General features: G+C 66.5%; 23 protein-coding genes. 18 read left to right on the forward strand and 5 right to left on the reverse strand.

Annotated features, from left to right (window positions below; translation table 11 throughout):
* The first annotated feature begins 10 nt into the window (after positions 1-10).
* Complete coding sequence (locus tag H6844_01040) at positions 11-967, forward strand: TIGR03619 family F420-dependent LLM class oxidoreductase (GenBank protein MCB9927992.1); 957 nt, start codon at positions 11-13, stop codon at positions 965-967.
* 220 nt (positions 968-1,187) lie between these two features.
* Here the strand turns inward: H6844_01040 and H6844_01045 are convergent, their stop codons facing one another.
* A complete protein-coding gene (locus H6844_01045; GenBank protein MCB9927993.1) occupies positions 1,188-2,831 on the reverse strand; it encodes an acyl--CoA ligase in 1,644 nt (547 codons plus the stop codon).
* 216 nt (positions 2,832-3,047) lie between these two features.
* Here H6844_01045 and H6844_01050 point away from each other — a divergent pair, with 216 nt between their 5' ends.
* The 7 genes from H6844_01050 to H6844_01080 all read left to right on the forward strand — a co-directional run bounded on the left by H6844_01050 (position 3,048) and on the right by H6844_01080 (position 10,057).
* Positions 3,048-3,863, forward strand: coding sequence for an NAD(P)-dependent oxidoreductase (locus H6844_01050; protein ID MCB9927994.1), 816 nt, complete (start codon positions 3,048-3,050; stop codon positions 3,861-3,863).
* Positions 3,864-3,953: 90 nt separating this feature from the next.
* Positions 3,954-4,703 (forward strand): alpha/beta hydrolase, encoded by a 750-nt coding sequence (locus H6844_01055; protein MCB9927995.1) that lies wholly within the window; start codon positions 3,954-3,956, stop codon positions 4,701-4,703.
* A gap of 164 nt (positions 4,704-4,867) precedes the next feature.
* Positions 4,868-6,583, forward strand: coding sequence for a ubiquinone-dependent pyruvate dehydrogenase (locus tag H6844_01060; protein ID MCB9927996.1), 1,716 nt, complete (start codon positions 4,868-4,870; stop codon positions 6,581-6,583).
* 114 nt (positions 6,584-6,697) lie between these two features.
* Positions 6,698-7,594, forward strand: coding sequence for an LLM class F420-dependent oxidoreductase (locus H6844_01065; GenBank protein MCB9927997.1), 897 nt, complete (start codon positions 6,698-6,700; stop codon positions 7,592-7,594).
* Positions 7,595-7,815: 221 nt separating this feature from the next.
* Positions 7,816-8,685 (forward strand): LLM class F420-dependent oxidoreductase, encoded by an 870-nt coding sequence (locus H6844_01070; GenBank protein ID MCB9927998.1) that lies wholly within the window; start codon positions 7,816-7,818, stop codon positions 8,683-8,685.
* A 14-nt stretch (positions 8,686-8,699) separates the two neighbouring features.
* Complete coding sequence (locus H6844_01075; protein ID MCB9927999.1) at positions 8,700-9,683, forward strand: 2-dehydropantoate 2-reductase; 984 nt, start codon at positions 8,700-8,702, stop codon at positions 9,681-9,683.
* 137 nt (positions 9,684-9,820) lie between these two features.
* Complete coding sequence (locus H6844_01080; GenBank protein MCB9928000.1) at positions 9,821-10,057, forward strand: hypothetical protein; 237 nt, start codon at positions 9,821-9,823, stop codon at positions 10,055-10,057.
* Positions 10,058-10,109: 52 nt separating this feature from the next.
* On the opposite strand, the gene gatB is transcribed toward H6844_01080, so the two are convergent.
* The 4 genes from gatB to gatC are packed head-to-tail and all read right to left on the reverse strand — an operon-like array spanning position 10,110 to position 14,231.
* Positions 10,110-11,582: an Asp-tRNA(Asn)/Glu-tRNA(Gln) amidotransferase subunit GatB gene (gatB, locus tag H6844_01085; GenBank protein MCB9928001.1), complete on the reverse strand. Its 1,473-nt coding sequence runs from the start codon at positions 11,580-11,582 to the stop codon at positions 10,110-10,112.
* Positions 11,583-11,637: 55 nt separating this feature from the next.
* Positions 11,638-12,456 (reverse strand): hypothetical protein, encoded by an 819-nt coding sequence (locus tag H6844_01090; GenBank protein MCB9928002.1) that lies wholly within the window; start codon positions 12,454-12,456, stop codon positions 11,638-11,640.
* 12 nt (positions 12,457-12,468) lie between these two features.
* A complete protein-coding gene (gene gatA / locus H6844_01095) occupies positions 12,469-13,944 on the reverse strand; it encodes an Asp-tRNA(Asn)/Glu-tRNA(Gln) amidotransferase subunit GatA (GenBank protein ID MCB9928003.1) in 1,476 nt (491 codons plus the stop codon).
* Positions 13,944-14,231, reverse strand: a complete 288-nt coding sequence (gene gatC, locus H6844_01100) for an Asp-tRNA(Asn)/Glu-tRNA(Gln) amidotransferase subunit GatC (GenBank protein MCB9928004.1) — start codon at positions 14,229-14,231, stop codon at positions 13,944-13,946. The genes gatA and gatC overlap by 1 nt, the downstream gene beginning before the upstream one ends.
* On the opposite strand from gatC, the gene ruvX reads away from it, so the two are divergent.
* The 10 genes from ruvX to rnr all read left to right on the forward strand — a co-directional run bounded on the left by ruvX (position 14,230) and on the right by rnr (position 25,676).
* The gene (ruvX, locus tag H6844_01105; protein ID MCB9928005.1) at positions 14,230-14,820 is read left to right on the forward strand and encodes a Holliday junction resolvase RuvX; all 591 of its coding nucleotides are present in this window, start codon (positions 14,230-14,232) and stop codon (positions 14,818-14,820) included. The two genes, gatC and ruvX, sit on opposite strands and share 2 nt — an antisense overlap.
* 128 nt (positions 14,821-14,948) lie before the next feature.
* Complete coding sequence (locus tag H6844_01110) at positions 14,949-15,164, forward strand: hypothetical protein (GenBank protein ID MCB9928006.1); 216 nt, start codon at positions 14,949-14,951, stop codon at positions 15,162-15,164.
* A 26-nt stretch (positions 15,165-15,190) separates the two neighbouring features.
* On the forward strand, positions 15,191-16,108 hold the full coding sequence (locus H6844_01115; GenBank protein ID MCB9928007.1) for an AEC family transporter: 918 nt from the start codon (positions 15,191-15,193) through the stop codon (positions 16,106-16,108).
* Between the two features lie 134 nt (positions 16,109-16,242).
* Positions 16,243-16,446, forward strand: coding sequence for a hypothetical protein (locus H6844_01120; GenBank protein MCB9928008.1), 204 nt, complete (start codon positions 16,243-16,245; stop codon positions 16,444-16,446).
* 132 nt (positions 16,447-16,578) lie between these two features.
* Positions 16,579-17,562: an aspartate carbamoyltransferase catalytic subunit gene (locus tag H6844_01125; protein ID MCB9928009.1), complete on the forward strand. Its 984-nt coding sequence runs from the start codon at positions 16,579-16,581 to the stop codon at positions 17,560-17,562.
* Entirely contained in the window at positions 17,562-18,854 is a 1,293-nt protein-coding gene (pyrC, locus tag H6844_01130; protein MCB9928010.1) for a dihydroorotase, read from the forward strand. The genes H6844_01125 and pyrC overlap by 1 nt, the downstream gene beginning before the upstream one ends.
* Positions 18,855-18,864: 10 nt before the next feature.
* A complete protein-coding gene (gene plsY, locus H6844_01135) occupies positions 18,865-19,479 on the forward strand; it encodes a glycerol-3-phosphate 1-O-acyltransferase PlsY (protein ID MCB9928011.1) in 615 nt (204 codons plus the stop codon).
* A 109-nt stretch (positions 19,480-19,588) separates the two neighbouring features.
* Positions 19,589-20,701, forward strand: coding sequence for a DNA-protecting protein DprA (gene dprA / locus H6844_01140; protein MCB9928012.1), 1,113 nt, complete (start codon positions 19,589-19,591; stop codon positions 20,699-20,701).
* A 29-nt stretch (positions 20,702-20,730) separates the two neighbouring features.
* Positions 20,731-23,466, forward strand: a complete 2,736-nt coding sequence (topA, locus tag H6844_01145; GenBank protein MCB9928013.1) for a type I DNA topoisomerase — start codon at positions 20,731-20,733, stop codon at positions 23,464-23,466.
* Positions 23,463-25,676: a ribonuclease R gene (gene rnr, locus H6844_01150; protein ID MCB9928014.1), complete on the forward strand. Its 2,214-nt coding sequence runs from the start codon at positions 23,463-23,465 to the stop codon at positions 25,674-25,676. The genes topA and rnr overlap by 4 nt, the downstream gene beginning before the upstream one ends.
* The last annotated feature ends 93 nt before the right edge of the window (positions 25,677-25,769 follow it).

Below are 25,769 nucleotides of genomic sequence, written 5' to 3' on the forward strand. Positions count from 1 at the left end.
GAACCCCCCCATGAAATTCGGCCTGCATTTCGGCTCGCGCGGCACGGCGGGCGAGCCCGATTCCCTGAAAGCCATCGCCCGGAAGGCGGAAGCCTGCGGCTTCACCCATTTCGGCATGAGCGACCATGTGGTGGTCGCGACCGAGGTGGACAGCGCCTACCCCTATTCCGAAACCGGCAAGTTCTTCGCCCAGGACAGCGGCGTCTCGCTGGAGACGATCACGGCGCTGAGTTTCGTTGCCAGCGCCACCAGCACCATCCGGCTGCTTTCCAGCGTGCTGGTCTTGCCGCACCGCCAGCCGGTGCTGGCGGCGAAAATGCTGGCGACGCTGGACGTGCTCTCCAAGGGCCGGATGACGGTCGGCGTCGGCATCGGCTGGATGGCGGAGGAGATCGCACTGCTGGGCGGGCCGGAGTTCCGGCATCGCGCCCGTGCCTCCGAAGAGACGGTGGAGGCGTTCCGCGAACTGTGGACGGCTGGGCAACCGCGCTATCAAGGCGAGCACGTGCGCTTCGATCATCTGTTGTTCGCACCGAAGCCGGTGCAGCGGGGCGGCCTGCCGGTCTGGGTCGGCGGCGAGGCGAAGGGGGCGCTCCGCCGCGCCGGCCGGCTGGCGGATGCCTGGTATCCGGTGGCCGCCCACCCGCGCTTTCCGCTGGATACGCCGACGCTTTATGGGGCGTCGCTGGACCAGGTGCGCACGGCGGCCGCGGATGCCGGCCGCGATCCGACGGCGGTGGAGGCGGCCCTGCTGGCCATCAAGTGCCGCGTCGGGCCGGAGCTGGCGGGCCGCGACGGCCGGCGCATGCCTTTCACCGGCAGCGCCCAGGCCATTGTCGATGACATCGGCGCCTACCGCGCGGTGGGCCTGCAACATTTCCTGATCGGCGGCGACGGCGACGACCTGCCCCGGACGCTGGAACGCATGGAGGAATTCCAGACCGAGGTGATGGCCAAGCTGGGATGAGCGGGTTCGGTCTGACCAAGGCCCGCCCGCAGCCACGCTGCGCACACCCCGCTTTCCCGGACGCGGCAAAGCCGCGATCCGGGATCTCCCGCCGTGTCGAGGACCACCGTTCGGAGCGCACCCGCCATAGGGATCCCGGCCCTTGGCCCGCGCTGCGGGCGGCGGCCGGGAAAGCGGTCGAATCTTGCTGCGGAAGTGGCGGCTCGGCGCAGGGACGGTCCTACCCCTCGCCGCGCAATTCCACCCGGCGGATTTTGCCGCTGATGGTCTTGGGCAACTCGTCGACGAAATAGATCCGGCGCGGATATTTGTAGGGCGCGGTCAGGTCCTTGCAGAAGTCCTGGATTTCCTGCGCCAGGTCCGGCGTGTCCGCATAGCCCTTGGCCAGGATGATATAGGCGGCCACCACCTGGCCGCGCAGCTCGTCCGGCTCGCCGATCACGGCGCTTTCGGCGACGGCCGGGTGTTCCAGCAACGCGCTTTCCACCTCGAACGGGCTGATGCGATAGCCGGCTGAGCCAATCAGGTCATCGGCGCGGCCGACGAACCAGAAATAGCCGTCTTCGTCACGAGTGGCGGTGTCGCCGGTGTAATAATAGCCGTGGCGGAACGCCTTGCGGTCCGGTGCGTCATCGCCGGTGTAATAGCCGCCGAACAGGCCGGGAGGCCAGGGATCGGTGATCTTACAGGCGATGTGACCGATTTCACCGGGCGGCATTTCCTTGCCGTCGTCATCCACCACCCGCATGTCGATGCCCGGCACCGGCTGGCCCATGGAGCCGGGCTTCACCGGCTGGTCCGGAAAGTTGGCGACGATGTTGATGGTTTCGGTCTGGCCATAGCCGTCGGCGATGGTGGTGCCGGTCTGCTCTTTCCAGTAGCGGATCACCTCCGGGTTCAGCGGCTCGCCGGCGCCGAGCGAGCGCCGCACCGACGACAGGTCGAACGGGGCCAGGTCCATCTGGGCGAACATGCGATAGGCGGTCGGCGGCGCGCAGAAGGTGGTGACGCCCAGCTTCTGGATGATCTCCAGATGCAGGACCGGATCGAAGCCGGCGCCATCGAACAACACCACCGCCGAGCCGATCAGGAATTGCGGGAACAGCATGCCCCAGGCGGCCTTGGCCCAGCCGGTGTCGGTGAGCGTCCAGTGCACGTCGTCGCGGCGCAAATCCATCCAGAACAGGCCGGTGGAGGCGTGGGCCAGGCCATAGGCGAAGTCGCGCGGCACCATTTTCGGCAGCGCCGTCGTGCCGCTGGTGAAATACGCCATCATCATGTCGGTGGCTTTCACCGGCACGCGCTCGGCGATGACGGGAGAGGCGGCGGCGCACATTTCGTGCGAGGCCACCCAGCCGGGACGGGCATCGCCGATCACCACGAAATGTTTCAGGGTGGGGCATTCGGCCCGGACCGCATCCACCTTGTCGCAATGCTCCGGCGTCACGATCACGCCGGTCGCCTTCGACTGGTTGACGCGGTAGGCGATGTCCTTGGCGGTCAGAAGCGTGGTGCCGGGCATGGAGATCGCGCCGATCTTCATCGCCCCGAACAGCGCGTCGTACCATTCGGGGATGCGGTTGCCGATCAGGCAGACGAAGTCGCCCTTCTGCATGCCGAGCCCGGCCAGCCCGTTCGCGAACCGGTTCGAGCGTTCCGCCATCTCGGAATAGCGGATTTCCTGCACCTGCTGGCCGTCGCCGGAAATGGCGATGACGGCGGTCTTGTCGTGCTCCCGTCCCTGGCGGTCGATCACGTCATAGGCGAAGTTGAAATCCGGCGGGATCACGGGCTTGTAGGCTTGCACCGCGCTCTTGTAGGCGCGGTCGACGGCCAGGAAATCATAGAGATAGGGTTCGGACATCAGGGCGGCTCCCGGTCGGTCAACGGCGATTTCACGCTTTCCTGGTAGCTTCGGCCAGCGGGGGCGGCTTGTAAAGCACCAGAACCGCACCGTCGGTGGCGGGCGAATATCGGCGGCGGGCAACAGGAGAATTGCCTCGCGGTCGCAGGGGCTGTCAGATAGGGACCGGACCGCCGGCCCCGGCCGGTGCCCTCGCGCGAACGGTGGAGACGGGTCATGGAACGGATCGGCTTTGTGGGTCTCGGCAATATGGGCAAGCCGATGGCCGAGAACCTGGCCCGCGCCGGCTTTCCCCTCACTGTCCTGGACCTCGACCCGAAGCCGGTGGCCGACCTGGTTGCCCTCGGCGCCACGGCGGCGGCCTCTCCGCGGGCGTTGGCGGAGGCAAGCGACATCATCTGCTCGGTGGTCATGAACGACCGGCAGACGCTGGACCTCTACCTGGACCCGGAGACCGGCATTCTGGCGGGCGCACGGCCCGGTTCGCTGATTATTATTCACAGCACGGTCAGCCTGGAGACCTGCCAGATCCTGGCGGAAGCGGCAAAGGCCAAAGGCGTGCACGTGATCGACGCGGCGGTGAGCGGGGCGGTCTCTGCCTCCAAGGCCGGCACGCTCACCATGATCGTCGGCGGGGACGAACGGGATGTGGACCGCGCCCGGCCGCTGTTCGAAGTGGTCGGCGACAAGATTTTTCACATGGGCGGCCTCGGCATGGGCCAGGCCGGCAAGATCTGCAACAACCTGATGTGTCTGGTGAACGTCCATGTCGCGCTGGAGGGCCTGCGCCTGGCCGAGGCCGCTGGCATCGACAAGGAAACCATGGTCCAGCTTGCCTCCGTCAGCTCCGGCCAAAGCTGGGCGTTGCAGAATCTGGGCCAGCTGGAAGACCTCGCCCGCAGCCATATGGGTCGCGAGCCGGATATGAGCATTTTCGGCCGCAAGGATATCTCGCTGGCCTCCAAGCTGGGCAAGGCGGTGGAGAGCGCGGTTCCGATCACCGATTTCGTGTTCGACCGGACGAAAAAGTGACGTGTCGGCCATTTGCGGGCCAAGACGAGCCGCTGGCTTGGCCGCGCACGCCGGGATAGGTTTTCGGCAACAGCCATTGGAGAAACGCCCATGCCCTTTTTCGAACACGGCCAAACGCGCATCCATTACCAGGAGGCAGGCTCCGGTTTTCCGTTGCTGGTGATCCCGGGCGGCGGCCTGAACGGCACGATGGCCGGGCTGGACGCCACGCACCCGTTCAATCCGTTGACGGAATTTGCGGACGAATACCGCGTCATCACGCTCGACACCCGCAACGCCAATGCCGGTCAGACCACCGGGCCGCTGGAGATCGAGCGGCCCTGGGATTCCCATACCGACGACCAACTCGCCCTGCTGGACCATCTGGGCGTCGACCGGTTCCTGCTGCTGGGCTTCTGCATCGGCGGGCCGATGAACTGGAACATGCTGAAGCGGGTCGGCGACCGGGTCGTGGCCGCGGTCATGGCCCAACCGAGCGGCCATCGCGCCTCCATGCCGGACCAGTTCTTCCAGCGCAACATCACCGGCTGGGCACCGGGTCTTTGCGAAGCCCGGGACGACGTCACCATGGCCGACTGCGAGGCCTTCCTGTCGGCCATGTACCGCCGCAACCCGGATTTCGTCTACACGGTCAGCCGCGATTTCGTTAGCGCCTGCCGGACGCCGGTGCTGGTGCTGCCGGACGATATCGACCCGCATCCTTACGAGGTGGCGATGGAAGTGGCCATGCTGGCGCCGAACAGCCAGGTCAGCCTCTACCCCTGGAAAGACCCGGTCGAGCGCATCCCTCTGGCGGTGCGCCACATCCGCACTTTTCTGAAGGCGAACCGGCCGGCCTGACGCGGGTCGCCTCTTCCGGGCCGGGATTTCGACTCAGGTGAGGGGGTTCAGTCCGCACTCCGAATTGGGTAATATGGTACGGTTATCGCCTTGGTCCCCACCGGTGCGAAGGCGGGGGCTTCCGCGAGTGTGCGTTGTCACCTCAAACGACGGGAAGGTATCGTATGGCGAAATCCGTTGCGGACGTGGTGGTCGAAACCCTGGTAGCCGCTGGCGCGGCCCGGTGCTGGGGTATTGTCGGCGACACCATCAACCATTTCACCGATGCAATCCGCCGGTCCGACCTGCGCTGGATGCATGTGCGTCACGAGGAAGTGGGGGCTTTCGCCGCCGGCGCCGAGGCCTATGCCACCGGCGAACTGGCGGTGTGCGCCGGTACGTGCGGCCCCGGCAGCCTGCATTTCGTCAACGGCATTTTCGAAAGCCATCGCAATGGCGCGCCGGTGGTGCTGATTGCATCGGATGTGGCGCGGACCGAAATGGGGCTGGATTTCCCGCAACATGTCGACCAGCGCAAAATCTACGAACAGTGCAGCGTGTTCTGCGAGGCGATCAGCCACCCGGATCAGGCGCGGCGGATCACGGCAATGGCGGCCCAGGCAGCGCTGACCAGCCGCGGTGTTGCCGTGGTGATCGTCAATGGCGATCTGTTCCCGCAGAAGACCGACGATGCCCACCCCTGGTCCGTGCACCGGCCGCAACCGGTGGTGCGCCCGTCCGACGCGGAACTGGACGCTCTGGCAGAGTGCCTGAATGCGGCCCCGGCCGTGACGATCTATGGCGGCATCGGCGCGCGGGCGGCCGGTCCGGAAGTGGTGCGCCTGGCGGAGGCGTTGCAGGCTCCGGTCGTTCACTCCAGCCGCGGCAAGGAATTCCTGGAGCCGAACAATCCCTGCAATATCGGCATGACCGGCATTCTCGGCAACAGGGCCGGGGCTGACGCCATGGACCAGGCGGACATTGTTCTGTGCCTGGGGACGAATTTTGCCTGGACGCAGTTCTACCCGGCCGCGGACCGCATCATCCAGATCGACACCGACCCGACCCATCTGGGTCGGCGGACGCCGGTGCGCATGGGGCTGGCCGGCGATGTCGGCGACACGATCCGGGCGCTGCTGCCCCGCCTGAAGCCTCGCAGCGACAGTGGCCATTTGGAGCGGGCGCTGGCGCAATGGGCCAAGGATCGGGAAGGATACGCCCGCGAGGGAGAGCAGCCGGACCCGACTCTGATTCACCCGCAGACCCTGACCCGCACTCTCGACCGGTTGGCGGCGGCCGATGCGATCTTCACCGCCGACGGTGGTTCGCCCATGGCGTGGTTGCTGCGGCACCTCACGGCCAATGGCCAGCGTCAGTTCCTGACCAGCCTGATGCACGGAACCATGGCCAACGCCTATCCCCAGGCCATGGGCATGGCGGCGGCGTTTCCCGACCGGCAGGTGATCGCCATGTGCGGCGATGGCGGCATGACCATGCTGATGGGCGACCTTCTGACGCTGGTGCAGGAAAACCTGCCGGTAAAGCTGGTGGTGTTCAACAACGGCACGTTGGGCTTTGTCGAAATGGAACAGCGGGTCGAAGGCTTGCTGGACGCGTTCACGGACCTGAAAAACCCCAACTTCGCCAAACTGGCGGAGGTCTGCGGCCTGAAGGGCTGGCGGGTGGAGAATGCCAACGATCTGGAAGGCGCCATGGGCGAGTGGCTCTCTGCGGAAGGCCCGGCACTGCTGGATGTGACGGTGAACCGGATGGAACTGGTCATGCCGCCGGAAGTCCAGATTGGCCAGGTGGCCTCCACGGCCCTGTTCGGGGTCAAGGCCATCCTGGATGGCCGCACGCGGGAGGTGGTGTCGCTGTTGCGTGACAACTTCCTGCGCTGATCCCGGGGCAGATCGGCCCGGCACGGCGGGCGGAAGGACGGGAGGCTCTGCCCCCGGCGACCCGATGCGTCTATGCTGGCCGCCCGGACCCTTTGCCTTGCGAGGTCGTGCCCCATGCAGATCGGCTACAGTATTCCTTCCAACCGCGGTGTCGCCGATCCGGTGGCGCTGCTGGCGCTCGCCAAGACGGCGGAGGCGCTCGGATGTCACAGCGTCTGGGTGAGCGAGCACCTGTTCCACTCCGCCTATGTGGCCGAACGGTTGGGCGACCGGCCCTATTGGGACCCGCTGACCATGCTGACGGCGGCGGCCTGCGCCACGTCGCGGGTGCGGCTCGGGACGTCGGTGCTGGTGCTGCCCTGGCATGATCCGCCGCGGCTGGGCAAGATGATCGCGACGCTCGATCATCTCTCCGGCGGGCGGGTGGATTTCGGCGTCGGCGTCGCCACCACCGAGGACGAGTTCAACAATCTGGGCGTGGATTTCAAAACCCGCGGCAAACGCACCAACGAGGTGCTGGGGGCGCTCCAGGCGCTCTGGACCCAGGACGTGCCGGAATTCCAGGGCGAGTTCTACACCTATAGCGGCCTGAAATTTGCGCCGAAGCCCCTCCAAAAGCCCTACCCGCCCATCCTGGTCGGTGGCTCCAGCCCGGCGGCGCTCAGGCGGATCGTGCGCTATGGCGATGGCTGGCACACGCTGCGGCAGTCGCCGGACGAGTTCGCGGCGGGCCTCGCGCGCCTGAAGGACATGATGGCGGAGGCGGGGCGCGATCCGGCGGTGCTCAAGACCTCGATCAGCCTGGAACTGCGCTTCGACGACACCGCACCTTCGCGGCCGGCGAACGAGCGCCGCGGCCTGAGCGGGACGGATAGCGACGTGGCGGAGACCCTGCGCGCCTTCCGCGATGCCGGCGTTGGCGAGGCGGTGATCTCCATTGCCAGCGCCGACACGGCCGAGCACGAGGCGATGCTGACGCGGCTGATGACCAGGGTCGCGCCGCAGATCTGAGATCCTGAACGGCATGGTGTCTCCCGGACGGTGCGAAGCGCCGATCCGGGACCGCTTGTGGCGTGCGAACACCGCCGCTGCCGGTGTTCGAAGTATGAGACCGGCCCCGGTTCGGCGCTTCGCATCGCCCGGGGAACAAGTCCTTCGCGGCTTTGGCGGCAGGCGCTATGCTGGCGGGCAAACGGCCCGGCAAGGCCGCACCGATCCGAGGAATCCCCATCATGGCCATGCAATACGGCGCCTTCTTTCCCACCCGCGACATGCCCGCCGACCGCGTTGCGATTCGCGACTGGGCCCAGGCGGCCGAGGCGCTGGGCTTCGCCTATATCGAGGTCTCCGATCACGTGCTGGGGGCCGACCGCGCGGCGATTCCCGGCTTCGAAGGCCCCTATGACGCGGACGACAGCTTCCACGAGACCTTCACCACCATCGCCTATATGGCGGCCATCACGGAAAAGGTGGGTTTCGCCAGTGGCGTGCTGATCCTGCCGCAGCGCCAGACCGCCCTGGTGGCAAAGCAGGCGGCGCAGGTGGATATTCTCTGCGGCGGCCGGCTCCGGCTTGGCATTGGCGTTGGCTGGAACCCGGTGGAATATGCGGCGCTGGGCGAGGACTGGGCGACCCGCGGCCGCAAGCAGGAAGAGCAGGTGCAGTTGCTGAACCGCTATTGGTGCGAGCGCACGGTGACGTTCGCGGGCGAGTTCGACCAAGTGGCGCACGCGGGAGTCAACCCGCTGCCGATCCAACGGCCGATCCCGGTCTGGTTCGGCGGCGGCGTCGATGCGGTGCTGAAGCGGGCGGCGAAATACGGCGCCGGCTGGATCCCGCTCGGCAATCCCGGCCGCACCAGCATGGGCATGCTGGAGAAATTGCACGGCTATCTGGCCGCCGAAGGCCGCGACCCGGCCAATTTCGGGGTCGAGGCCTGGATCCGCCACAATCTGGGCGGGCCGGAGGATTGGCGCCGGGCGGTCGACACCTGGCGCGACGCCGGCGCCAGCCACGCCACTTTCTACACATCCGGCCAGGGCGTTGGCGGCGTCGATGCGCAAATCGCCGAGATGCGCAAGTTCGTTGAGGCGATGGGCTGAAGGAGCGGGGTCAGATGAAGGTCTGCATTTACGGTGCCGGCGCCATCGGCGGTCATATCGGCGGCCACCTCGCCCGCGGCGGAGCGGAGGTCAGCCTGATCGCCCGCGGCCCGCATCTGGAAGCGATGCGGCGGAACGGCCTGCGGGTTTATGGCGACGGCTTGGATTTCACGGTTCCCGTGGCCGCCACCGCCAATCCGGCCGATCTGGGCCCACAGGACTATGTGTTCATCACGCTGAAAAGCCACCAGGTCGACGGCGTGCTGGAGGCGATGCAGCCGCTGCTGGGGCCGGAGACGGCGGTGATCCCCCCAACCACGGGCATTCCCTGGTGGTATTTCTATGGGCTGGAGGGGCCGCACCGCGACCGCCGGCTCGACCGGCTCGATCCGGACGGCCGGCAATGGCGGCTGATCGGCCCGGAACGCGCCCTTGGCTGCGCCTTCTGGACCGCGGCGGAGGTGGTGGAGCCGGGCGTGATCCACCAGGACGGCCTGCGCGCCGCCTATCCCATCGGCGAGCCGGACGGTAGCGAGTCGCCGCGCCTGCTGCGCCTGGTGGAGGCGATGACCGCGGGCGGCCTGCATGCGCCAATCCAAACGGATATTCGCGGCCAGATCTGGACCAAGATGATCAACAGCCTCTGCTGGAACCAGGCGGCGTTCCTGACCGAGGCGATCAACGGTGCGTTTCAGACCGCGCCGGACGCGGTCGCCGTGGTGCGGTGCATGATGGCGGAGATGGAGGCTGTGGCCGCCGCGCTCGGCGCCACCATTCCCGTGGCCATGGAAAAGCGCATCGCCATGACGGTCAACGCCACCGATCACACCATGAGCATGCTGCAGGATCTCCAGCGGGGCCGGCCGATCGAGATCGACGTGCTGGCGGACTCGGTGGCGGAGATGAGCGCCGCCGCCGGCGTGGCGACGCCGACCGTGGACGCGCTGTTGGCCCTGACCAAGCTCAAAGGGCGAATGCGCGGCGTCTATGGCGGGTGAGGCCGCTGTTCGCAAGGTGACACCGGCCCCGGATCGGCGCTCCGCACCGTCCGGGGAACAGCGGGCTTTGCCGTTAGACGGGTGTTAAGGCGGGCCGTCCTACGATGGACGACAGATTGCGCCAGGAGGAACCTGTCATGGCCCGTCAACGCAAAATCGACCCGGGAACCGGCCTTTCGCGCGAAGCGCTGGAGACTTTGCTGGACCTAGTGGAGATTCGCCTGGGGTGCGTCGAGGTCGTCGACCGCGACGATGTCCGGGAATTGCGTCAGCTCGAAAAGACGCGCGACCAACTCAACCGCATTCTGGGTCTGAAAGCCCAGGCGGCAGTCTCCGCCACGCCGGCGTTTGTGCGGCTGCGGGCCAGCGCCTGACCCCCAAAACTGCCGCCGGCAATCTTTACCCGGTACCGGGCGCGGCGGCCTGTCAGGCGTCGAGTTTCGGCTTCAGCAACTGGTTGACCAGAGCGGGATTGGCCTTGCCCTGCGTCGCCTTCATCACCTGGCCGACGAAAAAGCCGAACAGCTTGTCCTTGCCGCTGCGGTATTGCTCCACCTTGTCGCCGTTCTTGGCCATCACCTCGTCGATGATCGCCTCGATTGCGCCGGTGTCGGTGATCTGGCGCAGGCCCTTTGCTTCGACGATTTCGCCGGCGGACTGGCCGGTTTCAATCATGGCCTCGAACACGTCCTTGGCGATGCGGCCGCTGATCGTGTCGTCGGCGATGAGTTCGATCAAGCCGCCCAACTTGTCCGCGTCGATGGGGGCGTTGGTGACGTCATAGCCCTCGCGGTTCAGATACGCGAAATAGTCGCCGGTAATCCAGTTCACCGCCAGTTTCGCATCCCGTCCCTTGGCCACCGTCTCGAAGAAATCGGCGTTGGTCTGGTCGGCGGTCAGCACCCAGGCGTCATAGTCGGGAATGCCATAGTCCTTGACGAAGCGCGCGCGTTTGGCATCCGGCAGTTCCGGCATGTCGGCCTCGATCCGCGCGATGAACGCATCGTCGAGCTTGAGCGGCAGCAGGTCCGGATCCGGGAAATAGCGGTAGTCGTGCGCATCCTCCTTGGAGCGCATTGACCGGGTCTCGCCCTTGGCCGCGTCGTAGAGCCGGGTTTCCTGGTCCACCGTGCCGCCGTTCTCGATCAGGCGGATCTGGCGCTTGGCCTCATAGTCGATAGCCTGGCGCATGAAACGGATGGAGTTGACGTTCTTGACCTCGCAGCGGGTGCCGAAATCCTCGCCCGGCCGGCGCACCGACACGTTGATGTCGCAGCGCATCGAGCCCTGCTCCATATTGCCGTCGCAGGTGCCGAGATAGCGCAGGATCTGGCGCAGCTTGGTCATATAGGCCGTGGCCTGTTCCGGTGAGCGCATGTCCGGCTCGGAGACGATCTCCATCAGCGCGGTGCCCGAGCGATTCAGGTCGATATAGGACTGGGTCGGGTGCTGGTCGTGGATCGATTTGCCGGCGTCCTGCTCCACGTGCAGGCGGGTGACGCCGATGCGCTTCGGCACCTCGCCTTCCGGCTCGATATCGAGATGGCCGCCGGTGACGATGGGGAACTCGTACTGGCTGATCTGATAGCCCTGCGGCAGGTCGGCGTAGAAATAGTTCTTGCGGTCGAAGCGGCTGTAATGGTTGACGGTGCCGTTGATGCCGAGGCCGGTCTTCACGGCCTGTTCGATGCAATGTTCGTTGAGGACCGGCAGCATGCCGGGGAAGGCCGCGTCGACCAAGCTGACCTGGGTGTTCGGCTCGGCGCCGAAGGCGACGGCGGCGCCGGAAAACAGCTTGGAGTTGGAGATCACCTGGGCGTGCACTTCCAGCCCGATCACCAATTCCCACTCGCCGGTGGCGCCCTTCAGGCGTTTCGGTTCATTCAGCAATTCGGCCATGGTTCGCTATTTCCCTTACTGCATCTGCTCCGACGGAACCGCTAAGCCACCCGAATCAGAGCGGCCATAGGGTGCTGGCGCCTACAAGCGCCAGAGGAATCGCCCATTTCAGGACATAAGACAACCGCTCGATGGGGCATGCGATGGGATACCGCGACGCGGGACCACCCAGCGCAAAATGCGGAGGCTTCGGTGCCTCGGCCCCAAAGGGGGTGTCGTCCCCACGATTGCGGATGCCGCGATAGATGGCCCGGATCCGCTCTGGCTCTTGCAATAACGATTCTGGAGTAGCCTGTGCCAGCACGCCAAAATCCGGGTCTGCCAGCCACCATCGGCTGTCCGGGTCCTGGACCATGGGGATCACGTGGTTCCAGCCTGTCAGAAAGCCGGTCCGAAACCCCCGCTCGGCAAAGAATCCGGTGACGGCGATGGCCTGCTGCTCGCAATCGCCGATCCCGCGGCCGACGGCGCGGCGCCAGTTGCAGACCACATGGCCGTAATAGCCGGGCTGCTTGAGGAACCCCAGCAACCACAACACCCAGTTTTCCCAAGCCGACACCGTAAGCCCGAAGGCTCGCCGTTCCTTGGGTGTCAGGCGCGGCTTCTTCCGGTCTGGGCGAATGGTCTTGAGGCTGTCCGGGATCGGATGCGCGAAGGCGTGGGTGAACAGCGTGTGGGCGGACGCGACGAAATCCGGCGCACTGGGCGACAGGTCCGACAGCCTTTGGATGGCTTCCGCCCGAGGCAACAATGGGTGATGCCAGCCCGGCTCGCGATAGCCGGCCAGCAACGCACTGCGGTGCGGCCGGAGCGATCCAATGAGATTAACCGCCAGCAAGCTGATCCCCACTGTCGCCAACACACTCGTCAGCAATGACGGCAGTCCTCAATACCCCGCCGGCCGCGCGGTGAACGCCGCGGCGTCTTCCAGGGCGCGGCCGACCTGGATCAGCGTTGCCTCGTCGAAGGGCTTGGCGATCAGGTGCAGGCCCAAGGGCAGGCCCTGGTCGCTCAAGCCGCCCGGCACGCTCATCGCCGGCAGTCCGGCCATGCTGGCGGGCACCGTGAACACGTCGTTCAGGTACATCTGCACCGGGTCGTCCTGCTTTTCGCCCAGCACGAAGGCGGCGCTGGGCGCGGTCGGCGTCAGGATCGCGTCCACCTGCTCGAAGGCTTGCGTGAAGTCGCGCAGGATCAGCGAACGCACCTTCTGTGCCTTCAGGTAATAGGCGTCGTAATAGCCGGCACTCAGCACATAGGTGCCGATCATGATGCGCCGCTTCACCTCCGCGCCGAATCCCTCGGCGCGGGTGTTCTCGTACATCTCCTTCAGGTCCTTGCCGTCGACCCGGAGGCCGTAGCGCACGCCGTCATAACGGGCGAGGTTCGAGGACGCCTCCGCCGGCGCGATGATGTAGTAGGTGGGTAGCGCGTATTTGGTGTGCGGCAGGCTGATCTCCACCACTTCGGCGCCCTGGGCACGCAGCCAGTCGGCGCCCTGGGTCCAGACGCGGTCGATTTCCGCCGGCATGCCGTCGACGCGGTATTCCTTCGGCACGCCGATCCGCAGCCCCTTCACACCCGCATTCAACTTTTCCGCGAAATTCGGCAAGGCATAGGGGGCGCTGGTGGAATCCTTCGGGTCGTGGCCGGCCATCACCTGCAACATGATCGCCGCATCCTCGACCGTGCGGGTCATCGGTCCCGCCTGGTCCAGCGAGGAGGCGAAGGCGACAATGCCCCAGCGCGAGCAGCGCCCGTAGGTGGGCTTCAGGCCGACAATGCCGCAAAAGCTGGCCGGCTGGCGGATCGAGCCGCCGGTGTCGGTGCCGGTCGCCGCAATTGCCATGCGCGCCGCCACCGCCGCCGCCGATCCGCCGGACGAGCCACCCGGCACCCGCTGGCGGTTGTCGCCGTCCTTGGCGACCCAGGGGTTGGTTACCGGGCCGTAATAGCTGGTGATGTTGGCCGAGCCCATGGCGAACTCGTCCAGGTTCGCCTTGCCCAGTAGCACCGAGCCGCCAGCCTTCAGCTTGGCGGAGACGGTGCTTTCATAGGGCGGGACGAACGGCCCCAGAATGTGGCTGCCGGCGGTGCTGCGAATGTCGGCGGTGCAGAACAGATCCTTCATGGCGATGGGCACGCCGTCCATCGGGCCGGCGCTCTCGCCCCTGGCGCGCCGGGCGTCGGCGGCGTCGGCATCGGCCAGCGCCCGCTCCGGCGTTTCGGTGATGAAGGCGTTCAGCGTCTTGTGCTCTGCCATCGCCTGGATGTGCGCTTCCGCCAACTCGCGGGCGGAAAAATCGCCGGCGTCCAGGCCGGCGCGGGCAGAGGCGATGGTGAGATCGGTGAGCGTGGCCATTATTCCACCACCTTCGGCACGGTGTAGAACCCATGGGCGCCGTGCGGCGCGTTTGCGGTCACCACTTCGGCATAGCCGCCGTCGGTCACCACGTCCGGGCGCAGCGGCAACGAAAAGTCGCCGACCCCGGTCATGGGCTCGACCCCGTCCACATTCACCTCGTCCAATTGCTCGACGAATGTGATAATGGCAGAGAGATCGGTGGCCCAGGCTTGCAGTTCATCGTCACTGACCTTAATCCGGGCCAGATTGGCGATGCGTGCCACCGTCGCCTGATCCAACGCCATGCGCGCGTTCCTTTTGTTAACAGACAGTCTTCCTGGGAGGGCTCGGCTCATCTCTAGCCAGCACACAAGGATTTGCAAGCCCGCCGACCTGGCCGGGCTGCCACGTCACACCCGTTTGGTCGGCCTCGATGTCGGCGATCGGAAGATCGGCGTCGCCCTCTCCGACCCCGGCCGGCGCATAGCCTCGCCGGCCGGCGTGGTGCGGCGGGCGAAGCGATTCTACGAAACCGCGGAGAGCTTGGCCGCCTTCTGGAAGGGGGAGGCGGTGAGCGGCATTGTCGTCGGTCTGCCGCTGAACCAGGACGGCACGCAAGGGCCGCGCGCCCAGGCGAGCCGCCAGTTCGCCCACAACCTCGCCCGGCATTTCGACCTGCCGGTGGCGCTCTGGGACGAGCGATTTTCGTCGGTGGCGGCCGAGCGGCTGCTGTTGGACGAGGCGGACCTGTCGCGCACGCGCCGGCGCGAACTGGTGGACCAGACCGCGGCGGCCTTCATCCTGCAAGGCTGCCTCGACTTCTTGATCCGGCCACCGACGGACGATGATGATGAGAATAATGATGTTGATGAAGAAGATGGTGAGGGTAGGTAAATTGTCGCCGTTTTCTGAATTATTATCAATCCATAGAAAGAAAAGACTATGAAAATAAACTCCTATTGATGCAATATATGTCATGGTTATGATTTCAAAAGCCCAGATTGAAAAGAGAGATATTTTTAATGCTTGAGAAAACAACAATTAATGTATTCTTTCTCTCTTTATCAAATTATAATAAGGAATTTAATCATAATTGGCCAAATACTGAGGCGATTATAGAAATAGGAGATGGTCGGAAATTTAGCGGAGTCGGATATTCAGCTGCGGAAGCGCTTGTGAATTCTGCAAAATGGTGGTTGGCGAGCGAACATGGGAAAGACCCTGACGTTGATGATTGAAATTTTCTAAGTTGGGGCGTGTCTAAGTGCTGACCGTCGCGCTCGCGATCCTGCCGATCATCGTCGCCATCGCCATCGGCTACGGGCTGAAGGTGCGAGGCGTCGGCGCGTCGGTCTGGAGCGCGGCCGAGCGCAGCGTGTTCTATCTCTTCCTGCCGGCCCTGGTGCTGCATTACGTCTCGGTCCGCGATGTGACCGTGGCCGAGGTGCTGGCCATGGTCGTGCCGATTGGCGGCATGATCCTGGGCCTGGGCGCGGTCGCCTATTGGCTCGCCCGCTGGCTGACCCGCAGCCCGCCCGGCACGGCGGCCAGCGTGCACCAGGCCTCGATCCGGCTGAACGGCGTCGTCATGATTGCTCTGGTGCCGGCGCTGCTGGGCGAGCAGGTCTGGCCCTATGTGGTGGTCATGACCTCGGTCTGGCCGGTGCTTTCGAACACCACCTCGATCTTGGTGTTTGCGAACGCCGCCGGCCTGCACCGCTCGCCGCGGCAGATGGCGGTGGCGGTGGCGAAGAATCCGGTGGTGATCGCGGTGATGCTGGGAACCGCGTTCAACGTCGCCGGGCTCGGCCCGTTCATCGCCGCGCTCGGCGTGTTCAAGCTGTTGGGCAATGCGGCGCTGCCCGTCGGCCTCCTGGCGGCCGGCGCCGGCCTGGAATTCTCCAGCCTGCGCCGTTCCGGCCCGTCGACACTGCTGGCCACCGTGCTGAAAATGGCGGTGATGCCGGCGGCGATGTGGCTCGCCTGCGAGGCGCTCGACATGCCGCCCTGGATCGCCCAGGTGCTGGTGATCTCGTCGGCCCTGCCGTGCTCGCCCAGCGGCTATGTGCTGGCCAGCCAGATGGGCGGCGACGGCCGCACCATGGCCAGCACCATCACGTTGCAGCACGTGGTCGGCATGGTGAGTGTGGCGGCGGTGGCGAGTTGGATGCTGGCGGGGTAGCGTCGGGGCGTCTCGCACAGCGCCAGAACCGGCCTTGGCCAATCGCCATTTCAATGCGAATAATTCCCATTCGCATTGAAATGGCGATTCTTGACCTCTAAGATTGTTTCGGAGCGAACAACGGAGGTACCGCCATGACCGTCATCCGCAGCCTGGGGTTAACCGCGTTTTTGTCCGTGTTGCGAGCCCATGCGTCGGCCTCGCCGGAATTCATTGACGAGACCGTCGGCTCCGGTCGTGCCGAGACGCCGGGTTCAAGTTGCGAGAGATGGAAGGGTGCCGTCGCCCTGCCCGCGGGCGACGCCGAATCGGTGTCCGCGCTCGCCTATCGCCATTGAGCGGCGCTTCGGTCCCGCGACCGCTGCGGTCCGCCGGGGCCGCGCCTGGCGCTGACCATCCCCAGGCTTGATGCCATCCGGCGTGCCCCGCCCCTTGCGACTCACCGACGGTGCGCGTAAAGCCGGAAGACTATGGACGATATCGTATTCCCGCATCAGCACATCCTTGGCATCGAGGGCATGGGCCCCGAGGCCATCACCACCATTCTCGACCTGTCGGAGAGCTATGTGGCGCTGAACCGCCAGCGCGACAAGAAACGGGCCGACCTGCGCGGGCGCACGGTCATCAACGTGTTCTTCGAAAGTTCGACCCGCACCCGCACCTCGTTCGAACTGGCGGGCAAGCGGCTGGGTGCCGACGTGATCAACATCGCGGTCGAGGCCAGCGCCATCAACAAGGGCGAGACGCTGCTGGACACCGCCATGACACTGAACGCCATGCACCCGGACGTGCTGGTGGTGCGCCACCCCTATTCCGGCGCGGTGCAGCTCATCTCGGAAAAGGTGGAGTGCGCGGTGATCAACGCCGGCGACGGCTGGCACGAGCACCCGACCCAGGCGCTGCTGGATGCCCTGACCATCCGCCGTCGCCTCGGCAAGCTGGCGGGGTTGAATGTGGCGATTTGCGGTGACGTCGCCCACAGCCGCGTCGCCCGCTCGAATATTCTCCTGCTGCACACCATGGGCGCGTTCGTCCGCGTGGTCGCCCCGCCGACCCTGGTGCCGGCGGATGCGGACCGCCTCGGCGTCGACGTCTATCACGACATGGCCGAAGGGCTGAAGGACGTGGACATCGTCATGATGCTGCGCATCCAGACCGAGCGCATGAAGGGCGGCCTGATCCCCTCGCAGCGCGAGTATTTCCGGTTTTACGGCCTGGATGTGGAAAAGCTGAAAGCGGCGCGGTCCGATGCCCTCATCATGCATCCGGGGCCGATGAACCGGGGCATCGAGATCGATTCGGACGTGGCCGACGACATCAACCGCTCGGTGATCCCGGAGCAGGTGGAAATGGGCGTGGCGGTGCGCATGGCCTGCCTCGACCTCTTGACCCGCAATGTCATCGCCAATTTCGGCGAGGATGACGCCCCGGGCATCGGGGAGGGCGTTCGCTGATGCGCCGCGCCTTCGTCAACGCCCGCCTGCTCGACCCCGCCACCGGCCTCGACCGCAAGGGCGGCCTGCTGGTCCTGGGCGAGCACATTGCCGATCTCGGCCCGCATATCCGCCCGGACCAGCTGGCGCCCGACATCGAATGGGTCGACTGCGGCGGCCATTGCCTCGCCCCCGGCCTGGTCGACATGCGCACCCAGTTCCGCGAGCCCGGTCAGGAGCACAAGGAGACCATCGACAGCGTCTCGCGCGCGGCGGCCTCCGGCGGCATCACCGCCATGGTCGGCCTGCCGAACACGGACCCGGTGATCGACGACGTGGCCGTGGTCGAGTTCGTCGCCCGCCGCGCCCGCGAGGTGAAGCTGGTCAAGGTTTTCGTCTATGGCGCCGTCACCAAGGGGCTGGCCGGCAAGACCCTGACCGAAATGGGCCTGCTGCGCGAGGCCGGGGCGCTGGCCTTTACCGACGGGTGCAAGGCGGTGCGTGATGCCCAGGTGATGCGGAACGCGCTCTCCTACGCCCGCGGTTTCGACGCCCTGATCATCCAGCACCCGGAAGATCCGGATCTGGCCGACGGCGGCCACATGAACGAGGGCGAACTGGCAACCCGGCTGGGCCTTGCCGGCATCCCGACCGCGGCCGAGTCCATCCTGCTGGAACGCGACCGGCGGCTGGTGGCGCTGACCCGCGGGCGCTATCACGCCGCCCATGTCTCCAGCGCCGAAGGGTTGGAGATCGTGCGCCGGGCCAAGGCGGAAGGGCTGCGCTTCACCGCCGACACCGCGCCCCCCTATTTCGCCCTGAACGAGTTGGAGGTGGAGGACTACCGCACTTTCGCCAAGGTCTCGCCGCCGCTTCGGGCCGAGCCGGACCGGCTGGCGGTGGTGCAGGCGCTGAAAGACGGCACCATCGACGTCATCGCTTCCGACCACGCGCCGCACGACCAGGAATCGAAGCGCATCCCCTTCGCCCAGGCCGAGCCCGGCATGGTCGGGGTCGAGACGCTGCTGCCGCTGGCCCTCGAACTCTACCACGACGGCATGCTGTCGCTGCTGGACCTGCTGCACAAGATGACCGTGGCGCCGGCGCGTCTGCTGGGGCTCGATCTTGGCACTCTGGCTGTGGGCAAACCGGCGGATCTGGTGCTGTTCGACCTGGAAAAGCCCTGGCGTCTGAACGTGAAGGGCGGCGTCGGCAAGTCGAAAAACGCGCCCTATGACGGGCGCCCGGTGCAGGGGCAGGTGCGTATGACCGTGGTCGACGGCCGCATCGTCTATCAGGCGGCGGAAACATAAGGGGGCGGCCATGCCCGATCTGCTGGGCGGTGTTTCCTACCAATGGCCCTTTTATGCCGGGCTGCTGCTGGCCTATCTGGTCGGCTCGATCCCGTTCGGGCTGGTGCTGACGCGTCTGGCCGGCCTTGGCGATATTCGACACATCGGCTCCGGCAATATCGGTGCCACCAACGTGCTGCGCACCGGCAACAAGCCGCTGGCGCTCGCCGTGCTCTTGCTGGACGGGGGCAAGGGCGCAGCCGCGGTCATCGCCGCCTGGCGCTTCGGCCCGGACATGGCGGTGTTCGCCGCTGCCGGTGCGGTGCTGGGCCATTGCTTCCCCGTCTGGCTGCGCTTCAAGGGTGGCAAGGGCATGGCCACCACGCTGGGTTCGCTGCTGGCGCTGGACCTGGTGGTTGGGGCGATTGCCTGTGCCACCTGGCTCGTGGTCGCCGTGCTGTTCCGCATCTCGTCGCTGGCAACGCTGTTGGCCGTGGTGGCGGCGCCGGTCGCGGCCCATTTCCTCAGCGATCCGGGGATTCGCAACGTGGCCGCGTTCATTGCCCTGGTGGTGATCGCTCGCCACCACGCCAATATCCGCCGCCTTCTGAAGGGCGAGGAACCGCGGATCGGCAAGAGAAAATGAGGGTTCTCCCTTGGCATTAGGGCTTCGTTAACCCCTCCGAAGGGATCGTAACCGCCAGAGCCGGCCGGTAATCTTTGGCGGCCGGGGGAGGGTTCCGATTCTCGATCATATCACCGACCCGGACGAACGGCGGGCGCGCCTGCAACTGGCCCGCAGCCACGGCATCGGCCCGCGCCGCTTTCAGAGCCTGATCGAGCGCTTCGGCTCGGCCGTGGAAGCGCTGAAACGCACCGCCTATATCCGCAAGCGGCTGGGCGACGCCTGGGCGCCGGCGTCCCTGGATCGGGTGCTGGTCGAGGCCAAGGCGCTGAAGGCGATGGACGGGCGCTTCCTGCTGCTGGGCGACCCGGACTATCCGCCGCTGCTGGCCCACTCTGCCGCGCCGCCGCCGGTGCTCTCCATTCTGGGCGGGGCGGAGGCGTTGCACCGGCGCGCTGTCGCGATAGTTGGCGCTCGCAACGCCTCGGCGGCGGGTGTGCGGCTGGCGGAGGAACTGGCCGCGGGCCTGGGCCGGCATGGCATTGTGATCGTCTCCGGGCTGGCGCGCGGTATCGACGCGGGCGCCCATCGGGGCGCGCTGGCCAGCGGCACGGTGGCGGTGACCGCCGGCGGCCTCGACAAGCTCTACCCGGCCGAGCACGCGCAACTGGCCGCAGCGATCCGGGAGACCGGCGCCGTGGTCAGCGAAATGCCGCTTGGCACCGAAACGCGGGCGGAGCTCTTTCCCCGCCGCAACCGAATCGTCGCGGGCCTCTCCGTCGGCGTGGTCGTGGTGGAGGCCGCGCCGCGCTCCGGCTCTTTGATTACGGCCCGTTATGCGCTGGAAGAAGGGCGCGAACTGTGCGCCGTGCCCGGCTCGCCCCTCGATCCGCGCGCGGCCGGTCCGAACCAGTTGCTGCGCGCAGGCGCCACCTTCGTCGAGACGGCGGAGGACGTGCTCGCGGCCCTGCCGGCGATGGCGGCGGCCGCCGAACGGCCACCGCTCTATGGCTATGCGGACCGCCTGCCGAACCACCTGCGGGAAAGCGATGACGGCCCCCTTGACCGCGAGGACGATCACACCCAGCGGCTGCTGGAAGCGCTGGGCGCCACGCCCGTCACCGTTGACGAACTCTGCCGGCGGTGTCACTTGTCCAGCATTGAGGTGGCGCGTCTCCTCGCAGAACTGGAACTGGACGGTCGGTTGGAACGCCATCCCGGCCAATACGTTTCGCTGCGTTGAGCGGTCCGATCTGGCATTTAGGGTGCGCTTTGAAAGTCGTTGTCGTCGAATCGCCGGCCAAGGCCAAGACCATCAACAAATATCTGGGTAGCGAATATAAGGTGCTGGCCTCCTACGGCCATGTCCGCGATTTGCCACCGAAAGACGGGTCCGTCCGTCCGGATGAAGATTTCGCCATGGACTGGGACGTGGACCCGGACGGCGATAAACGCATCAAGGAAATCGCGCGGGCGCTGAAAAGCGCCGACAGTCTGATCCTGGCCACCGACCCCGACCGCGAGGGGGAGGCCATTTCCTGGCACGTGAAGGAAGAACTGGCCCGCCGCCGGGCGCTGGGCTCGCGCCATGTGGAGCGGGTGGTGTTCCACGAGATCACCAAATCCGCGGTGCTGGATGCCATCGACAATCCGCGCGACCTGAACCAGGAAATGGTGGAGGCCTATCTGGCCCGGCGGGCGTTGGATTATCTGGTGGGCTTTACCCTGTCCCCGATTCTGTGGCGCAAGCTGCCGGGCTCGCGCTCGGCGGGACGGGTGCAATCGGTGGCACTGCGGCTGGTCTGCGAGCGCGAGAACGAGATCGAGCGTTTCGTTCCCCAGGAATACTGGTCCATCGAAGCCGCCTGCCTGACGGCCGCCGGCAAGCCTTTTACGGCCCGGGTCAGTCAGTGGCAGGGCAAGCGGCTGGACCGGCTGGGCATCACGACCAAGGCCATGGCGGACGAGATCGTTGCCGCGGTCCAGGGCGCCAGTCTGAGTATCGCCAAGGTCGAAAAGCGCCAGGTCCGCCGCAATCCGCCGCCGCCATTTACCACCTCGACGCTGCAGCAGGAGGCGAGCCGCAAGCTGCGCTTTTCCGCCAGCCAGACCATGCGCATCGCGCAGCGGCTCTATGAGGGCGTGGAGATCGGCGGCGAGACCGCGGGCCTCATCACCTATATGCGGACCGACAGCGTCAATCTCTCGAACGAGGCGCTGGGTCAGGCGCGCGACCTGATCCGCGGCCGTTATCCCGCACCCTACCTGCCGGATGCGCCGCGGCGCTTCCAAAACAAAACCAAGAACGCGCAGGAAGCGCACGAGGCCATCCGCCCGACCGACATGGCCCGCGATCCGTCCAGCCTGCGCGGTGTGCTGGAGCCGCAACAACTGGCGCTTTACGAACTGGTATGGAAGCGCACGCTGGCCAGCCAGATGGCGAATGCGGTTCTGGACCAGGTCACCGTCGATATCGAGACCGCCGACCGGCAGGCCGGCCTGCGCGCCGTCGGCACCACGATCCGGTTCGACGGCTTCCTGACCCTCTATCAGGAAGACGTGGACGATCCCACCGACGACAAGGATAGCGAAGGTCGCCTGCTGCCGCCGATGGCCGAAGGCGAGGCGGTGAAGGCGGAGACGGTCACGCCGGAACAGCACTTTACCCAGCCGCCGCCTCGCTTCACCGAGGCGAGCCTGGTGAAGAAGCTGGAGGAACTCGGCATTGGCCGTCCCTCCACCTATGCCAGCATCCTTCAGGTGTTGCAGGATCGGCAATACGTCACCCTCGACCGCCGTCGCTTCAAGGCGGAGGACCGCGGCCGGCTGGTGACGGCGTTCCTGGAAAACTTCTTCCACCGCTATGTCGAATACGACTTCACCGCCGACCTGGAACAGTCGCTGGACGACGTCTCCAACGGCGATCGCGACTGGCGGCAATTGCTGCGCGAGTTCTGGGAAGCCTTTTTCCAGCGGGTGGAGGAGACCAAGGACCTGACCATCCGCCAGGTCATCGATGTGCTGGACGAGGAACTGGGCCGCCACTTCTTCCCCCCGAACGAGGACGGCACCGAGCCGCGCGCCTGCCCGGCCTGCGGCGACGGGCGGCTGGGGCTGCGGTTGTCGCGCACCGGCGCGTTCATCGGCTGCTCCAACTATCCGAACTGCGCCTATACCCGCCCCCTGGCGGTGCCGGGCGAGGACGACGGCATGGCGCTGCCGAAGGTGCTGGGCGTCGACCCCGACAGCAGCCTGGAGGTCAGCCTGCGCAAGGGCCCCTATGGCCTCTATGTCCAGCTGGGCGAGGCGAGCGAGGAAAATAAGAAGCCGAAGCGCGCCTCGCTGTTGCGCGGCACGCCGCCGGATTCGGTGGACCTCGCCATGGCGCTGGCGCTGCTTTCGCTGCCGCGCGAGGTGGGGCTGCATCCGGAAACCGGCCAGCCGATCACGGCCGCCATTGGCCGCTACGGCCCCTATATCGCTCACGACAAGAAATACGTCTCGCTGAAGGGCGACGACGACGTTCTGAGCATCGGCCTGAACCGGGCCGTCACGCTGCTGGCGGAAAGCAAGAGCGGTGGCAGCGGCGTGTTGCGCGAACTCGGCGAGCACCCGGATGATGGCAAGCCGGTGACCTTGAATCGCGGCCGCTTCGGCCCTTATGTGAAGCATGGCAGCGTCATGGCCTCGCTGCGCAAGGCCAACGACCCGGACACCATGACCCTGGAAGACGCCCTGGTTCTGGTCGCCGCCAAGGCGGAGCGGGCCGGCAAGGGCAGCAAGGCCAAGGGCAAGGCCGCCGCCAAGACCGAAGGCGCCGACGCCAAGCCGGCGGCAAAGAAAAAGGCCCCGGCGAAAAAGGCTACGGCGAAAAAGGCCTCAACCAAAAAGCCCGCGGCCAAGAAGACCACCAAGACCGCCGCGGCGGCCAAGCCGGCGGCCCGGAAAAAGGCGCCGGCCAAGTCGGCCGCACCGGAAGACACCATCCCGGAAGACAAGGACGCGTGACAGCACCCAACACCGCCCCGACCCGCGACGAACTGCTGGCCTATCTGCGCGAAAGCGGACGGGTGCTCGACAAGCGCGATCTGGCCCGCGCCTTCAAGCTGAAGGGCGCGGCGCGGATCGAACTGAAACAACTGCTGCGGGAGTTGGAAGCCGAAGGCCTGATCGAGCGGGAACACGGCAAGCGGGTCGGCGTGCCCGGCGCCCTGCCCGGCGTCGCCGTGGTCGAGGTGGTGCGTCTGTCCGGCGACGGCGACCTGGTGGCGGTACCGCACAACTGGCGCAGCAATGGCCCGCCGCCGGAAATCCTGTTCTACGCTTCCGACCGCGGCACCCGCGATCTGGCCGTCGGCTCACAGGTGCTGGCGCGGCTGGCAAAGCGGGGCGAGAACAGCTACCGCGCCGAGCCGATCCGACATCTGAAAGCCGGCCCACAGCGCTTCCTGGCGGTGGTGGCCGAGCACGGGGGCGCCCGTTTTCTGCGCGCCGCCGACAAGCGCGACCGCAACGAATACCGCATCGAGACCGCCACCGGTGAACTGCCGCCGGCCGGCACCATCGTCTGGGCCACGGCCAAGCCGGGCCGCCGCTCCGTGCCCGCCGCGCGGATTGCGGAAACCCTGGGTCATTGGGATGAGCCGAACGCCATCAGCGCGCTGGCCATCGCCGAGCATGACATTCCCTGCGATTTCCCGCCGGAAGCGGTGGCCGAGGCGAAGGCGGCGCGGCCGGTCGATCTGGCCGGCGGGCGCGAGGATCTGCGTCATATCCCGCTGGTCACCATCGACGGCGCCGACGCCCGCGATTTCGACGACGCCGTCCATGCCGAGCCGCTGCCGGACGGCGGCTGGCGCATCACCGTCGCCATTGCCGATGTCGCCTGGTATGTGCGTCCGGGTTCGGCCCTGGACCGGGAGGCGGAGAGCCGGGGCAACAGCGTCTACTTCCCCGACCGCGTCGTGCCGATGCTGCCGGAGGCGCTTTCCAACGACCTCTGCTCGCTGCGTCCCGGCGAGGACCGGGCCTGCATGGCGGCGGTCATGGACTTCGATGCCGACGGCATCAAACGCGGCCACCGTTTCGTGCGTGGTTTGATGCGCTCGGCCGCCCGCCTGATCTATGAGGAGGTGCAGGCGGCCGTTGATGGCGAACCGAACGACCGCTGCGGCCCGCTGCTGGAGCCGGTGCTGAAGCCGCTCTACGCCGCCTATGCGGTGCTGGCAAAGGCGCGCGCCCACCGCGGCCCGCTGGAGTTGGAACTGGCGGAATGGATTGTCGAGATGGACGAGCGCCGCCGGCGCATCCGCTCCGTGACCCAGCGCGAGCGGCTCGACAGCCACCGGCTGATCGAGGATTTCATGATCGCGGCCAACGTCGCCGCTGCCGAAACCCTGATCGACCGGCAAGCCCCCTGCCTGTTCCGTGTCCACGACAAGCCAGACCCGCTTCGGGTCGAATCGCTGACGGGCGTACTGTCGGAAATGGGTATCAAGGCCAGCGCGTCGGCCATCACTCGGCCGCGCCAGTTCACTGACCTGGTGCGCAAGGCGGAGGGAACGCCCTTTGCCGCACTCGTCTCCGAACTGGTGCTGCGGGCGCAGAGCCAGGCAATCTACCATCCGGAAAATATCGGCCATTTCGGCCTTGCGCTGGCGCGCTACGCCCATTTCACCTCGCCGATCCGCCGCTATTCCGACCTGATCGTGCACCGCTCGCTGATCGCCACGCTGGGCCTGGGCGACGGTGGGTTGCCGCAGGAGGAGCACGAGCGGCTCGACCGGGTGGCCGAGCACATCTCCATGACCGAGCGCCGCGCCGCCGCCGCCGAGCGCCAGGTGCAGGAGCGGTTTGCCGCGGCCTGGATGGCCGATCATATCGGCGAGACCTTCGAGGCTCGCATCACCGGCCTGCACAAGGCCGGCGTGTTCGTGCGCATCGATGCGGTCGGGGCCGAAGGCTTGGTGCCGCGCGCCCTGCTGCCGGACGATTATTGGGAGCACGATCCTGGCCGCCACCTGTTGATCGGGCGCAACACCGGATTGGAATTTCGCCTGGGCGATGCGCTGGAAGTCATCCTGCGGGAAGCCGAGCCGATCAGCGGCGGCCTGATCTTTGCGGCCGCGGTGGCGGCGCCGGTACGGCGCCCCGGTATGCGGGCACCGGGCAAGCGGCGCGGCAAAGCCGCGCGACGGGGGCGGCATAGCCCACGCTGAACCTCCCGGTCGCGCCGGCTTTGCGAACGGGTGGTTTCCGTTCACTTTAAGTTTATGATGTGCCGCAGAACAAAGGACTGCATTCCGCTGGTC

This window comes from Alphaproteobacteria bacterium (genome assembly GCA_020638555.1).
Taxonomy (GTDB): Bacteria; Pseudomonadota; Alphaproteobacteria; order Bin95; family Bin95; genus JACKII01.